Raw genomic sequence first — 14,882 nt, 5'->3', positions numbered from 1 at the left:
TGTTATCAGTAACTTCCGTGCTTTTCCGTTTATTCCGTGGTAAATGTTATGAACACACTCAGTTTTGCATCTCTTTCTTTCAATTCAAATAATACCCCCGTTTCCGAACAATTCGACGATATTTACTTTTCCACCCAAGACGGTCTTGAAGAAAGCTATTATGTTTTCCAAGATGGCAATCAACTTTGGCAAAAATGGCAAACACACGATGTTGAATCTTTTGTGATTGCCGAAACCGGCTTTGGCACCGGACTGAATTTTTTGGCGGTTGCCGATAAGTTTCAGCAGTTTTTAAGTGAGTTCCCCAATAGCAAACTTAAGCGTTTATATTTTATTTCGTTTGAAAAATTTCCCCTCACTTCTGAGCAATTAGCGACCATTCATAAAAATTACCCGCAATTTGCAACACTTTCACAAAAAATGACCGCTTGTTGGCAACCTCGCCAAACAGGCTGTCAGCGTTATCATTTCGAACAAATTTATCTTGATGTATGGTTTGGCGATATGTTAGACAATTTACCGCAATTAGGTGATTTATATACGAATCGAATTGATGCGTGGTTTTTAGACGGCTTTTCACCGGATAAAAATCCGGAAATGTGGAATGAAACGTTATATCGCCAAATGTTTAGTCTGACTAAAAATGGTGGCAGTTTTGCAACGTTTACTGCCGCAAGTACAGTGAGAAAAGGCTTACAAGCGGTCGGATTTGAGGTCAAAAAACGCAAAGGTTTTGGCAAAAAACGAGAAATGCTGTGGGGTGAAAAACCGCAACAAAGCGAAACGGCACCGGTAAATTATCCGTATTTTTATAGTGAATCGCAAACCGAGGCGAATGATATTGCGGTTGTCGGAGGCGGTGTCGCCAGCTTGTTTGTTGTACTATCTTTACTGGAAAAAGGAAAAAAAGTCACGCTTTATTGTAAAGATAATGCGTTGGCACAAAATGCTTCAGGCAATTTGCAAGGTGCGATCTATCCTCAACTGAGTGACGATGACGAGCGCAACATCCGTTTTTATGTGCATTGCTTTGATTATGCGTTGCAACGTTTGTCACAAATTGAACCGCTTGTTGAGTTTGAACACGCCTTAACCGGTGTCGCCTTATATGCCTATAACGATAAAACGGCGAAGAAATTGGAAAAAATAGCTCGGCAAACCAATGATGATAGTTTGTTTAAGCTATGTAGTGCGGCTGAGTTAAGCGAAAAAATCGGGCTGAAAGTGCCGAACGGCGGGGCATTTATGCCACAAAGCGGTTGGTTATCACCGATACAATTTGTACAGGGTACGTTTGCTTATTTACAAACGAAAGGATTACAGATTGTGCTAAATCACGAAGTGAAAGATCCGCAATTTAGTGAAGGGAAGTGGCATTGGCAGCACAATGGTAAAACGTTCAGCCATCAGATTTTAGTGTTGGCAAACGGGCATACTCTCACGCAATTCCAGCACGCGCAGGGGATTCCATTGTATCCGGTGCGTGGGCAAGTGAGCCAGATTCCGACCACACCGGCTCTACAGCAGCTAAAATGTGTGGTGTGTTATGACGGTTATTTAACCCCAGTTTCTAAAGCCAATACTCATTGTATTGGTGCCAGCCATGTGCGCGATAAGGACGAAACGTATTTTTCGCTAGAAGAGCACCATGAGAATGTAGCAAAACTTCAGCAAAATTTGACCGCTTGTGATTGGACTCAAGGTATTGATGAGTCACAGAATCTAGCAAAACAAGGGGTGCGAGCCGCATTACGAGATCGAGTGCCGATGGTTGGACAAATGCCGAATTTTAGCGTTCAAAAAGTACAATATCAGAATTTGTATAATCAGCTACGCCGTAAACAAGCGGTCGAAAATGCGGCAAATTTTGCAAATTTATATATGGTAAACGGTTTAGCTTCTCGAGGCTTAACCACCGCACCGCTATTAGGCGAAATGCTAGCGAGTTTGATCTGTGATGAACCGTTACCAATCAGTGAAGATATTTGGCACGTACTCAGTCCAAATCGTACTTGGATACGAAAATTGTTGAAGGGATCAAAAGTAGAATAGTTAAAAAAAACAAAACCTCGAATAATGATATTCGAGGTTTTTTAATTCATTATCCTAGTTATTTTCTTGTTAGTCCTTAGCTCCCCAGCTTACTAATAAGAAATAAATCAACTGAGCGGTTAATCCGCTCAGTTCTTCAAATCATAAGTCGTTAAGCACTCGTTGTCAAATACAATGCTTAATCGCAAGGTAAAATTTTAATTGCTAAACCACCGGTTGAAGTTTCACGGTATTTAGCATTCATATCTTTACCTGTTTCATACATCGTTTCGATCACTTTATCTAAAGTCACTCGAGGTTGTGAGGTAAGGCGTAAAGCCATACGACTTGCATTGATCGCCTTAACCGAAGCAATCGCATTACGTTCGATACAAGGTACTTGCACTTGTCCTCCTACCGGATCACAGGTTAAGCCGAGGTTATGTTCCATTGCGATTTCAGCAGCGATACAAACTTGATCAGGTGTTCCGCCCATAATTTCGGTTAAACCGGCGGCCGCCATCGAACAAGCTACGCCGACTTCACCTTGGCAACCTACTTCCGCACCGGAAATAGACGCATTCATTTTGTACAGTGTACCGACAACGCTACACGCCAATAAATAACGCTCGATCGTTTCTTGATTAAGCGGTGCGATAAATTGCTGATAGTAAGCCAATACTGCCGGCACAATACCGCAAGCACCGTTAGTCGGTGCGGTAACAACACGTCCGCCCGCCGCATTTTCTTCATTCACTGCAAGCGCAAACATATTTACCCAGTCAATAATTTTCATCGGGTCAGTATTAAATTTGCCGGTTGCTTCTAATGTTCTGCGTAAAGACGGCGCGCGGCGTACCACTTTTAATGGACCGGGCAATAATCCTTCCGTGTGTAAACCGTGTTGGATACAGTCTTCCATCGTTTTCCAAATTTTAGCAAGGTAATCAGAGATTTCTTGTTTCGGACGCAGAGCCGTTTCGTTTTTCCATACTAAACTGGAAAGCGGTAATCCTTGTTCTTTACAATGCTTAAGTAAATCTTCCGCATTTTTATAAGGGAACGGCACGGATAGGGTATCGTCGGATTGTTTGTCAAAATTTTCATCATCAACGATAAAACCGCCTCCGATAGAATAGAAAGTTTTTTCAAATAACAGTGTTTCGCCTTCAAACGCTTTTAAAATCATTCCGTTTTCATGACGAGCTAAGAAATCGTAATGAAAAGGCATATCTTTATAGAAATCGAAAATGATGGTTTTTGCCATTTCCGGTATCGCTTCGGCAACAACTAATCTGCTTTCTTGCTTCACTTGTTCGATAACCGTTTCAATTCGTTCGATATCCACGTTATCGGGTAAATATCCCATTAAGCCCATTACCACCGCAATATCGGTGCTATGGCCTCGACCGGTTAGCGCAAGCGAACCGTAAATATCGACCTGCAAGCGGTCTGTTTTAGCCAAAAGTTTGCGAACCAGTAATTCATCAATAAATTGTTTGGCGGCTTTCATCGGCCCGACCGTATGTGAGCTGGAAGGGCCTATGCCTACTTTAAAAATATCAAATACACTAATCATAATATCTAAAACACTCTATGTTAAAAAGGCAATAAACACCAAAGATATATTAGGTTTATTGCCTGAAAATTGGAAAGGGAGCGATTATACAGCGATTATAATAATCCGTACACAATCGCTGAAATAGCGACGGTTCCCATCACGGTAACAAAAGTATTGCTGACGATACTGCTTTTATATTTTGCTAATGCCGGCACGGTATAAATAGCATAAACCGGCATAATAAACAGAATCATCGCAATAATCGGACCGCCTAAACTTTCGATAAAACCGAGAATACTCGGGTTAATGGTTGCTACAATCCATAATGTGATAAAGAAAACAACCGCAGTAATTTTTTTGAATTTTGTCGATTCAATCGGTTTATCACGTAATTGATTGACTAAACCTTCTAATCCTTCACGCGCACCTAAATAGTGACCGAAGAAAGAACTACCGATTGCTAAGAATGCCACGAAAGGTCCGAAATAAGAAATAACCGGATTATCAAATTTATTGGCTAAGTAAGACAAAATTGAAATATTTTGTGCTTTCGCTTGTGCAAGCTCTTCCGGAGTAAGCGTAAGTACGCAGCTAAATACGAAAAACATCACGAATAACACTAAGATCATTGCGGTTGAACGTAATACTTTACTTGATTCAACTTCGGTTTGTTGCGGATCTTGATAATGTTTTTGTTGTGAAAGGGCAAAGGATGAAATTGCCGGCGAATGGTTAAAAGCAAATACTAATACCGGAATCGTTAACCATAAGGTAGTTAAGAAATCACCTGTGCTTGGCATTTGTTGTAATGCCGCACCGTTCCATTCTGGAATCAGGTAAATAGATAAACCGAACAGAATTAACACTAACGGATAAACTAAGTAAGTGGTGATTTTTAACATCGCTTGTTCACTCAGTAACATTACGCTAATCATAACGGCAATTAATACGCCCGAGAGTAATGCGCGAGGCGGTACAGCCATCTGTAATTGGTTTTCAATAAATGAGCCGACCGTATTGGTGATACCGACACCATAAATTAATAGAATCGGGAAGATCGCAAAGAAGTAGAGTAAGGTAATAAATTTACCGGCGTTTTCGCCGAAATGTTCACGTACTACGTTAGTAATATCACTACCCGGTTTGCCGGAAGACAGCACGAAACGAGCCAACCCTCGGTGTGCCAGATAAGTCATCGGCCCGACTAATAAGGTCATGAAAATCAGCGGATAAAAACCGCTCATACCGGCGTTAATCGGTAAAAATAATACGCCTGCACCAACGGCAGTACCGAACAGATTTAGCACCCAAGTGAGGGAAAAACGATGAGATGGCGTAGCCATAAGATTCTCCTATTTAAATGTTAGAGTTATAAATTTATAAAATTTTGGATGCATCATAATCTTTCGGTTATATGAAACAAGTCAAAAATGTCAATTTTATGATCTGGCTAAAACTTTTATCATATTTAGATAATTATTTGATTATTTTTTATTTATTTAGTGATTAAAACTGCTTAACTTTGTTTTTTAAGCGTTAAATTTTTTACTTTCCTCTTTTGATTTATTGATGGATTGAAATAATTTACAAAATTGTAATGCATACGATTTATTAGTTATAAGAATGTTGATTTTGTTATTTCAAATTTATCTAAAAATGCCGTATGTTCGGAAAAATCAATCTATTTGAGGATTATTTTATGCGCTTTTCTAAGATTTTTTTCGCCCTACCTTTTATTAGTTTCTCGCCTTTTTTAGCAGCAGCGCCGGCACATACTTTAGTAAATTGTGTCGCTACCGCTCCTCAAAAATTAAGCCCGGCAATTACCAACGATGCGAATGACTTTAACGCCAGTTCGTAGCAAATTTATGACCGCCTATTGGCGTTTAAAGCCGGCAAAATTGATATCGAGCCGAGTTTGGCGGAAAAGTGGGAAGTGAGTGAAGACGGCTTAACCTATACTTTCCATCTACGTAAAGATGTACAGTTTCACAGTAACAAGTTATTTACCCCAAGTCGTAATTTAAATGCCGATGACGTGGTATTTTCTTTTCAACGTCAGGCGGATAAAAGTCACCCTTACTACAATGTTTCCGGCGGCACTTATTTCTATTATCAATGGATGAATCTACCGAAAATTTTAAAATCGGTTGAGAAAGTTGATGATTATACGGTGAAAATGACGCTGAATCAGCCGAATAGTCCGTTTTTGACAACAGTTGCAATGGATTTCTTATCGATTTATTCCAAAGAATATGCGGATAAATTATTAGCGGAAGGCAAGCCGGAATTATTAGATCAACAACCGATTGGCACGGGTCCATTTGAATTTCAAGTTTATCAAACCGATCAAGCAGTACGTTATAAAGCGAACCCGAATTATTGGCAAGGTAAAGCAAAGTTTGAGCGCTTAATTTTTGCGATTACTCCTGATGCCGGTACACGCTATGCCAAACTGAAAGCCGGTGAGTGTGATGTGATTGATTTCCCGAATATCGCCGATATTGCACAAATGAAACAAGATCCTAAAGTGACGTTATTTGAGCGTGAAGGGTTAAATTTAGCTTATCTCGGACTCAATACCCAAAAAGCAGCATTAGATAATGTGAAGGTGCGCCAAGCACTACAACACGCTACCGATAAAAAAGCGATTGTTGCTGCAGTATTCCAAGGCGGCGGTACGGTGGCGACTAATCCGTTCCCAAATTCGGTGCTTGGTTACAATGAAAATTTAGCTCAGTATGAATTTGATTTGGAAAAAGCGAAAAATCTATTGGCGGAAGCAGGTTATCCGAACGGTTTTGAAACTGAAATCTGGGTACAACCGGTGGTGCGCCCGTCAAATCCGAATCCAAGACGTACTGCAGAAATTATTCAAGCGGATTGGGCGAAAATTGGGGTAAAAGCGAAATTAGTCTGCCACGAATGGGCGGATTTTAATAAGCGAACTCGTGAAGGCGAATTTTCAGCCGGTACTTACGGTTGGACGAGTCGTAACGGTGATCCGGACAATTTCCTGTTCCCGTTATTAAGCAAAGAAAATATTCCGGGCACCAATTATTCCCGTTGGACGGATAACGAATTTGAGGGCTTATTACAAAAAGCGGTACAAACACGAAATACCGCTGAACGTACACAGTTATATCAACAAGCGGTCGAAATTTTCCAAAAAAATACACCGATAATTCCGATTGCTCATGCGATTAACTATGTACCGGTCAGCAAACGTGTGCAAGGCTTTGTACAAAGCCCGTTCGGTTATACGTCTTTCTATAATGTGAGTCTAACGGAATAATTTTACGAGCCGGATCGCAAAATTCTGTTTTTTCTCAGCTTTTTTGTTAAGACCTCGATAAACTGTATGTTTATGGAGGTCTTATGGTGTCAATTAGCATTTTCTTAACAATTCTTGCGTTAATATTACTTGGCACAGGAATTTATATTAATCATACGCAAAATAAAAAAGAGAAGAATAAAAACGAGTGGTAATTCGGTAAATTTAAATAAAAATTTAACCGCTTGTTGTTACTTAAAAACGCACTAAATTTTAGGATTTAGTGCGTTTTGTCTATTTAAGTCGGTCGTACGCCTAATGCATGGCAAATCGCATAGGTTAATTCGGAGCGATTCAGTGTGTAGAAATGGAAATCTTTTACGCCCTCTTTTGAGAGAATTTTAACCATATCCATGGCAATACTGGCGGCAACTAAATTTCTAGTTGTTTGATCATCATCTAATCCTTCATACATTTTATGCATCCAATGCGGTACTTTAACATTGGTAATTTTTGCCATTTTTTGTAATTGTTTAAAATTCGTGACCGGTAAAATGCCAGGTACGATTTCCACATCAATTCCAACGGTTACACAGCGATCACGGAATCGAAGATAACTGTCGATATCAAAAAAGAATTGGGTAATCGCACGATTAGCACCGGCTTCCACTTTTTGTTTTAAGTAAATTAAGTCGGATTGTGCCGATTTTGCCTCCGGATGTACTTCGGGATAGGCGGCAACCGAAATATCAAAATCCGCGACTTCTTTTAAGAGTTTTACTAAATCTTTTGTAAAAAAGGATTTTTTAGCATAACCGGCAGGTTCGTCACCTCGTAGTGCAACAATATGGCGAATACCGTTTTCCCAGTAATCTTGCGCAATTATACGGAGCTGTTCGGGATTGGCATCAATACCGGTTAAATGCGGTGCTGCAGCTAAACCGGTATCTTGCTGAATACGTTTCACAATTGAATGAGTACGTTTTCGCTCGCCGGAATTTGCACCATAGGTAACTGAAACGAATTTAGGTTTAAGCGGAGCAAGTCGATGAATCGAATCCCAAAGTAACATTTCCATTTTTTCGTTTTTAGCGGGGAAAAATTCAAAAGAAGCGTTAATATTGCCGTTTAAATCGGCAAGGGTATGGTTTAAGTGATCGATTTCTTTCGCATAGCTCATAGAAGTGTCTCCATATTATTCTGATATGTAATAAGAACACTTTAAAATGCCGATTTAGTTAAATCAATTTCATTATTTTCATGTTTTTTATTATTTTTATTCATATATGTGTTTGGGTAGGAATATAAATATAATTCATATTGGTTGATAAAAACTTTCAGGCACGAAATAGAGAGGAGTTTGTTAAAATAAAGAAAAGGTTATATTTATATATTAGGAATGATTACTATGTCTAAACTTTTCCCCAATGCAACACAACGTACTTCCGCACCTTATCGTTTTGATATCGTAGGGAGTTTCTTACGTACCGATCCGATTAAACAAGCTCGTCAGCAATGTTCATGCGGCGATATTTCATGTGCGGATTTAACTCAAGTAGAAGATGCGGAAATTGCAAAATTAGTTGAACATCAAAAAGCAGTAGGCTTACACGCGGTAACTGACGGCGAATTTCGCCGTACGTTCTGGCATATGGATTTTTTAGCCGCATTAGACGGTATTCAGGAAGTGGACGCAGAGAAGTTCTCGGTACAATTTAAACACCACAGCGTACGTCCGAAAACGATTAAAATTGTCGATAAAGTGGATTTTTCTGAATCACATCCGTTTGTAGAACATTTCCGTTCGCTACAAAAAATTGCCGGCGAAACGGAGGTGAAATTCACCATTCCTTCGCCGTCAATGTTACATTTAATTACCAATGTACGTGCGGAAGATTATCAGCCGATTGCACGTTATGAAAATAACAACCAGCTATTGTTAGACGATATTGCCGATGCGTATATCAAAGCGATGAACTTGTTCTATAAATTAGGCTGTCGCAATTTACAATTAGATGATACCAGCTGGGGCGAATTTTGTGCCGAGGACAAACGTGCCGCTTATAAAGCACGCGGTTTAGATTTAGATCAAATTGCCAAAGATTACGTCTATATGATTAATAAAATCGTGGATGCGAAACCGGCGGACGATATTGCCATTACAATGCATATTTGCCGTGGTAACTTCCGTTCAACATGGTTCTCGGCAGGCGGTTATGAACCGGTGGCGGAAACTTTATTCGGTACCTGCCGTATTGACGGTTTCTTCTTAGAGTACGATTCTGATCGTTCGGGTGATTTCAAACCGTTACGTTTTATCAAAGATCAGCAAGTAGTATTAAGTTTAATTACTTCAAAAGACGGTCAATTAGAAAATCGTGATGAAGTGATTGCTCGTATTCAAGAAGCAGCACAGTATGTGGACATTAACCAGCTTTGTTTAAGTCCGCAATGTGGCTTTGCATCAACCGAAGAAGGTAATATTCTGACGGAAGAACAGCAATGGGCAAAACTGAACTTTATTCGTGAAATTAGCGAAGAAGTTTGGGGTAAATAATCGCTAAACATATGATCAAAAGGGCAAGATAAAATCTTGCCCTTTATTTTTGTATTTTGTTTTACTGCTTATCGGCTAAGTAATGAGCACCTAAACTGTGCGGTTCGTTTAGCATCTGAGAAACGACAAGCTGTGCGGTTTTTAGTGCATAAAAGATTTCGATGCCTTGTTGCTGATGATGAGCAAGCGGATTAAAACGTTTTTCGAGCTGTTGCAGTTCGTTCAACAGTAAGGTTAAGTTGGCTTTGGTGCGATACACATTAGCAAAACGAGCCATTTGTTCACGAATTTGTTTGAGTACCGTACTCGCAAGCAGCGTATTATCTCCCATTGGATTGTTTAACTGATTAAGCACTTTTTCAGCCTGTAAACGATAGGTTTCAGTGTTTGCAAGCGGTTGGATTTCGGTAATTTTTTGCAAATTTTTGACCGCTTGTGCCACCGCTCGTTTGGCGAATACTAAGCCACCGCCTACCGAATTACCACCTAAGCGATTTGCTCCCTCAATACAATGGGCTATTTCGCCAATCGCAAATAATCCGGCGACACAGGATTCGCCATGCTCATCAATCTCAATTCCGCCGTTACAGCTGTGTGCAAAAGGTGCGATAGCAATCTTATTTTTAACCAAATCTATCCCGACTTCTTGGCGTAACCAATTAAGATAAACCGTATAAAACTCTTGCTTATCTTGATAAAGCTCGGGGCTGTAGTGCAGGTAAATGCCTTTGTGCTGCGGATTATTCAATAAATGTTTCATCATCACCAAATCGAATTCGACACAAGGGAAATCCACACTAAACGGTGCATAATGGCTACGGGCTAACATCATTTGTTGAAATTGTGTTTCGGTTAGATGAGGAAACAGATCTTGTCCGTTTTCATCGGTAATTTTAATAACGTACTTCAGCGTATGTTCGCCAAATAACACTTTATATTTCGGTTCGACAAAAGAGGGAATAAATTGAATAAAGGCGAGGTTAGCCAATTTTGCACCGGCTTGTTGAGCAATGAAATGCGTAGAGCCGATAATATCCGCCGGATAAAGATTGTCTTTATACAAGCCGGCAATGCCACCGCTGGCTAAAATGATTTGGCTGGTTTTGCAAAAAATATAGCAAATTTGACCGCTTGTATTTAGGCTAAACACAGCTCCTTGCACTTGATTTTGTTCGGTAACGATATGCAGTAGTGTCGCTTGCTCATAAACATTAGTGGATTGGCTATCAAGAATTTGTTTCGCCCGTTGAGCGGCTTCTCGCCAATTATTGATCAGATAAATAGGGCGGGGATATTTGGCGAAACAGGCTGGGCGATTGTCGTTGCGTAGCCAAGGCTTAAAGCCGATTTGTGCGAGTAATCCAATCGCTTGAGGCGAATCTTCAATATAGGCTTTGACTATTTTCGGATTGGTTCTGCCTTTGCCGACACGCTCAATATCTTGTTGGAATTTTTCCGAGTCATTTTCACCAGTCACTTGAATGCCCAATGTGGCTTTTAGCGGAAAGAAACTTGCGCCTGAACCAATAGGCATTTTGCTGATTAACGTCGTTTTCAGCTCAAGTCGTTCCGCTTCAATTGCCGCCGCGAGCCCAGCAATACCTGAACCGACAATCAGTAAATCAGTATAAATCGTTTGAGTAATTTGAATCGAGTGCATAATCAGTATAAATAAAAGGGCAGGATAAACCTGCCCTGAGTAGCATAAATTACAATAATGACGGTGCGGCATTAATCAGTGTGCGAGTATATTCTTCTTTCGGCGAATTGAATACTTCGTTTGAACTACCTGTTTCCACTACTTTTCCGCCGTTCATCACCACAATGCGATCCGAAACTTGGTGTACGGTTTGTAAATCGTGGGAGATAAATACCATTGCAAGATTCAGCTCTTTTTTAAGATCAGCAAGTAAATTTAACACTTGCGCCCGTACCGATACGTCAAGTGCGGAAGTCGGTTCATCGGCAACAATCAGTTTCGGATTGAGTGCTAAAGCCCTGGCTATAGCCACCCGTTGTTTTTGTCCGCCGGATAAACGGGTAGGCTCGACTAAAGCGGCGGAACGAGGCAAGCCGACTCGAGAGAGTAATTCGTACACTCGTTTTTCTCGTTCGTGCGGTAGTAATACGTTATGAATATCCATCGGATCTTTTAAAATATCCAATACTCGCATACGAGGATTGAGCGCGGTTGCCGGATCTTGGAAAATCACTGAAACTTGGCGACCGAATTGCTTACGGGCTTCAGTACTGCCGTATTTCATTTGTAAGCCGTTAAATTTGACCGTGCCGGAAGTCGGTTTTTGCAAACCGATCATAATACTGGCTAAGGTTGATTTACCGCAGCCGGATTGACCGACTAACCCGACCGTTTCCCCTGCATAGATCGATAAACTGACATTATCTACCGCCGTGAATTTTTTCGGGTTAAACAAAGTCCCGTCTCGAGAAGCAAATTGCATCACAATATCGGATAACTCAAGAATCGGTTGTTCTTTTAACACTTTCATACTCATGATTTATCCCTCCGCCGGTTTGTCTTGTGTGGCTAAATGTGATGCCCAGAAATGTTGCGGGTGATCATCAGTAGCAACCAGTTGCAAATGTTGCTCCGGATCCGCTTCCGGACGTAATGAACGGCTGGCGAAGCGGTCGCCTTTCGCAAAGTCGAACGGTGACGGTACGCTGCCTGGAATTTGATATAAGCGTTCGGCACGTAATTCGGTTGAGAGAACCGAACCGAGTAAACCTCGGGTATATTCGTGAGTCGGATTGGCTAAGAGCGGTGTAGTCGGTGCGGCTTCAACCACTTGACCGGCATACATTACTGTGATGTGGTGTGCCATTTGTGCCACAAGTGCAAGATCGTGGCTGACGAATACCATCGCAAAACCGAGTTTTTCACGTAATTCATTTAAGAGTTTGATCACTTCCGCTTGTACCACAACATCGAGCGCAGTGGTCGGTTCATCTGCGATTAATAATTTAGGCTCACGAGCGAGTGCCATGGCAATTAAGACTCGCTGACGTTGTCCGCCTGAAAGCTCGTGTGGATAACGGTTAAGCGTTTTTTCCGGATCGAGTTTTACCCATTGCAATAAAGTCTCTGCGCTTTGCTTTCCACCACGGCTAATTAACTGTGCCATTTGATCTTTGATTCGCATAGACGGGTTAAGCGCACTTAACGCATCTTGGTAAATCATTGAAATTTCATGACCTCGAAGCTCATTTAATTGATCAGATTTAAGTAAATCGTGCTGTTTACCGCTACGATCGGTAAATAAGATTTCGCCGGTGATTTTTGCGGTTTTCGGTAATAAGCCCATGATAGAGAAGGCGGTAATTGATTTACCGCAACCGGATTCCCCGACTAAGCCCATCGTTTCGCCTTCATGTACTGTGAAACTAATATTATCGACCAGTGGAATTTCCCCGTAACGATTCGGGAAGCGAATTGATAAATTTTTCACTTGTAAAATCGGTTTCGCATTTGGATTTAATTGCATACGATCGGTACGTGTCGTTTCCTTCTCATGTAATTTTAACAAATAACGTTTTAAGGCGAGCGTTTCCGCCATCGCTTCTTGCACATCGGTAGAAAGCGGTTTTGCCACATCTTCTTTGGTTTTCGGCGATGTTTTAAGTTTCGGATTAACTAATGCATCGGTTAAACCTTCCGCTAAGATATTAAGGGCTAATACTGTGAGTAGAATCATGATTCCGGCAAAAGTGGTCGCCCACCAGAAACCGCTTAACACAAGGTTACGTCCTTCCGATAAAATATTCCCCCAAGACGGGAACGGCGGTTGTACGCCGGCACCTAAGAATGACAGAGAAGCTTCAAATACGATCGCATCCGCCACCATTACCGTAGCGAATACTAATACCGGTGCGGCGGTATTACGCACAACGTGTTTGAGTAAAATATAAGTTCGGCTGCCGCCTAACACACGTTCGGCACGCACGTAATCTTCTTCCCATTGGGAAACAACATTCGCACGGACTACTCTTGCAAGTTGTGGGGTATAAACGACCGCTATGGTAATGATAATTACCGGTACCGAGTTACCAAAGGTAGCAAGTAATACTGCGGCAAGCGCAATGCCCGGGAATGCCATTAAAATATCCATTAAACGCATGATCACTTCGTTACCGAATTTGTCTGCGGTTGCGGCGGTTGCACCTAGAATGCCACCAAACAAGATAGCGACCCCCACCGCACCTAAACCGATAAAGAGTGAGGTTCTCGCTCCCCAGACCATACGGGAGAAAATATCACGCCCTAAACGGTCGGTACCGAATAAATAATCGCCGCTTGGTGCTTGCACCGGTCGTAGCGTTTGTAGCGGGTCATAGGGGGCGACAATCGGGGCTAAAATGGCTACGCAAGCGACAAATAAAATGAAAATCAATGCAATTTTTGAACTGGTTGATAATGCTCTAAATCTAGCGCCACCGTTAGCTAGTCGAGCGGCTAATCCTTGACGAAACATTATAGACTCCGAATTTTTGGATTGATGAGCAAATAGAGAATATCAACAATGATATTAACTAATACGAAGGTAAAGGCGATAGTAAGCACCACACCTTGCACTAAGTGTAAGTCGTGGTTCACGATACCGTTAAAGATAAGTTTACCCATACCCGGTAAATCAAAGATTTGTTCGATAACCACTGCACCACCGAGTAAATAGCCGACTCGTAAACCAAGGACGGTTACCGGAGTGATTAAGGCGTTACGTAAGACATTGTGACGAATCACGGTTGAATAAGGCACACCGTTACCGATGGCGGTACGCACATAATCTTTATCCATTTCTTCCACCATTGTGGTACGTACAACACGAATTAATGAGGCGCAAACCGGCACGGCAAGTGCAAGTGACGGTAAAATCATCGAACGAAAATATTCGTTCGGATCTTCGCTAAACGGTACAAAACCGCCTGACGGTAGCCAATCCAGTTTTAAGGAAAAGTATTGAATCAGTAAGATACCAAGCCAGAAAGACGGTGTTGCAACCGCAGCGACCGAAATTAAACGAATCACTTGGTCTATCCAGCGATCACGATAAAGCGCGGCAAGAATACCTAACGAGAAAGAAACGATTGCCGCTAGAAATACCCCGATAAAAGTGAGTTGTAAGGTAAGCGGGAATGCTTTGGCAATCATATCGATAATCGGTTGTTCCGGCGGCGTAGTCATACCGAAATCCAGTACGAATAAATTGCCGAGAAAGCGGAAATATTGCACGACTACCGGATCATTCAAACCGTGTTGTTCTCGATAGATTTCTTTAGCCGCTTCACTGGCACTTTCGCCGAGTGCGACGGTTGCCGGATCACCGGGCGTGAATTGCAAAACAATAAAGACTAAGGCGGTCACTCCGAGAATCATAATCGGTAGAGCCATTAGACGACGAAATAAAAGACGAAGGATGATTTCCATTGAGCCTCCCTCA

Annotated in this window: 9 protein-coding genes and 1 pseudogene; 3 read left to right on the top strand and 7 right to left on the bottom strand. The window is 41.5% G+C overall.

What is annotated here, in order from left to right; all coding sequences use genetic code 11:
* Window positions 1-48 precede the first annotated feature (48 nt).
* Entirely contained in the window at window positions 49-2,052 is a 2,004-nt protein-coding gene (gene mnmC, locus DRF63_RS04565; protein WP_005597364.1) for a bifunctional tRNA (5-methylaminomethyl-2-thiouridine)(34)-methyltransferase MnmC2/FAD-dependent 5-carboxymethylaminomethyl-2-thiouridine(34) oxidoreductase MnmC1, read from the top strand.
* A 178-nt stretch (window positions 2,053-2,230) separates the two neighbouring features.
* Here the strand turns inward: mnmC and DRF63_RS04560 are convergent, their stop codons facing one another.
* Together DRF63_RS04560 and DRF63_RS04555 are read right to left on the bottom strand one after the other, a co-directional pair.
* Window positions 2,231-3,610 (bottom strand): L-serine ammonia-lyase, encoded by a 1,380-nt coding sequence (locus tag DRF63_RS04560; RefSeq protein WP_005597363.1) that lies wholly within the window; start codon window positions 3,608-3,610, stop codon window positions 2,231-2,233.
* A 95-nt stretch (window positions 3,611-3,705) separates the two neighbouring features.
* The gene (locus tag DRF63_RS04555) at window positions 3,706-4,935 is read right to left on the bottom strand and encodes a serine/threonine transporter (RefSeq protein WP_005597362.1); all 1,230 of its coding nucleotides are present in this window, start codon (window positions 4,933-4,935) and stop codon (window positions 3,706-3,708) included.
* 356 nt (window positions 4,936-5,291) lie between these two features.
* Between DRF63_RS04555 and DRF63_RS04550 the strand changes: the two are divergent.
* Window positions 5,292-6,887, top strand: a pseudogene (locus DRF63_RS04550) (ABC transporter substrate-binding protein).
* A 277-nt stretch (window positions 6,888-7,164) separates the two neighbouring features.
* On the opposite strand, the gene metF reads toward DRF63_RS04550, so the two are convergent.
* Complete coding sequence (metF, locus tag DRF63_RS04545; RefSeq protein WP_005597356.1) at window positions 7,165-8,046, bottom strand: methylenetetrahydrofolate reductase; 882 nt, start codon at window positions 8,044-8,046, stop codon at window positions 7,165-7,167.
* A gap of 219 nt (window positions 8,047-8,265) precedes the next feature.
* Here metF and DRF63_RS04540 point away from each other — a divergent pair, with 219 nt between their 5' ends.
* Entirely contained in the window at window positions 8,266-9,423 is a 1,158-nt protein-coding gene (locus DRF63_RS04540) for a 5-methyltetrahydropteroyltriglutamate--homocysteine S-methyltransferase (RefSeq protein ID WP_005597354.1), read from the top strand.
* Between the two features lie 61 nt (window positions 9,424-9,484).
* On the opposite strand, the gene DRF63_RS04535 is transcribed toward DRF63_RS04540, so the two are convergent.
* Genes DRF63_RS04535 through DRF63_RS04520 form a run of 4 tightly spaced genes read right to left on the bottom strand, consistent with a single transcriptional unit; the run spans window position 9,485 to window position 14,869 of the window.
* On the bottom strand, window positions 9,485-11,083 hold the full coding sequence (locus DRF63_RS04535) for an FAD-binding protein (RefSeq protein ID WP_005597352.1): 1,599 nt from the start codon (window positions 11,081-11,083) through the stop codon (window positions 9,485-9,487).
* 49 nt (window positions 11,084-11,132) lie between these two features.
* The gene (locus tag DRF63_RS04530) at window positions 11,133-11,939 is read right to left on the bottom strand and encodes an ABC transporter ATP-binding protein (RefSeq protein ID WP_005619097.1); all 807 of its coding nucleotides are present in this window, start codon (window positions 11,937-11,939) and stop codon (window positions 11,133-11,135) included.
* 3 nt (window positions 11,940-11,942) lie between these two features.
* On the bottom strand, window positions 11,943-13,916 hold the full coding sequence (locus DRF63_RS04525; protein ID WP_005597344.1) for a dipeptide/oligopeptide/nickel ABC transporter permease/ATP-binding protein: 1,974 nt from the start codon (window positions 13,914-13,916) through the stop codon (window positions 11,943-11,945).
* Window positions 13,916-14,869: an ABC transporter permease gene (locus DRF63_RS04520; protein WP_005619095.1), complete on the bottom strand. Its 954-nt coding sequence runs from the start codon at window positions 14,867-14,869 to the stop codon at window positions 13,916-13,918. Before DRF63_RS04520 ends, DRF63_RS04525 begins: the two co-directional genes overlap by 1 nt.
* Window positions 14,870-14,882: the final 13 nt, after the last annotated feature.

Origin of the sequence: Actinobacillus pleuropneumoniae (assembly GCF_003290385.1) — a bacterium.
GTDB classification, from domain to species: Bacteria; Pseudomonadota; Gammaproteobacteria; order Enterobacterales; family Pasteurellaceae; genus Actinobacillus; species Actinobacillus lignieresii.
The sequence above is the reverse complement of the archived record's forward strand: the minus strand, read 5'-3'. Positions and strand labels throughout refer to the sequence as shown.

Excerpts from the sequence above, each read along its gene's own strand:
- DRF63_RS04540 (WP_005597354.1), top strand. The coding sequence starts at position 8,266 with ATGATTACTATGTCTAAACTTTTCCCCAATGCAACACAACGTACTTCC.
- DRF63_RS04560 (WP_005597363.1), bottom strand. The coding sequence starts at position 3,610 with ATGATTAGTGTATTTGATATTTTTAAAGTAGGCATAGGCCCTTCCAGC.
- mnmC (WP_005597364.1), top strand. The coding sequence starts at position 49 with ATGAACACACTCAGTTTTGCATCTCTTTCTTTCAATTCAAATAATACC.
- DRF63_RS04535 (WP_005597352.1), bottom strand. The coding sequence starts at position 11,083 with ATGCACTCGATTCAAATTACTCAAACGATTTATACTGATTTACTGATT.
- DRF63_RS04555 (WP_005597362.1), bottom strand. The coding sequence starts at position 4,935 with ATGGCTACGCCATCTCATCGTTTTTCCCTCACTTGGGTGCTAAATCTG.
- metF (WP_005597356.1), bottom strand. The coding sequence starts at position 8,046 with ATGAGCTATGCGAAAGAAATCGATCACTTAAACCATACCCTTGCCGAT.
- DRF63_RS04520 (WP_005619095.1), bottom strand. The coding sequence starts at position 14,869 with ATGGAAATCATCCTTCGTCTTTTATTTCGTCGTCTAATGGCTCTACCG.
- DRF63_RS04525 (WP_005597344.1), bottom strand. The coding sequence starts at position 13,916 with ATGTTTCGTCAAGGATTAGCCGCTCGACTAGCTAACGGTGGCGCTAGA.
- DRF63_RS04530 (WP_005619097.1), bottom strand. The coding sequence starts at position 11,939 with ATGAGTATGAAAGTGTTAAAAGAACAACCGATTCTTGAGTTATCCGAT.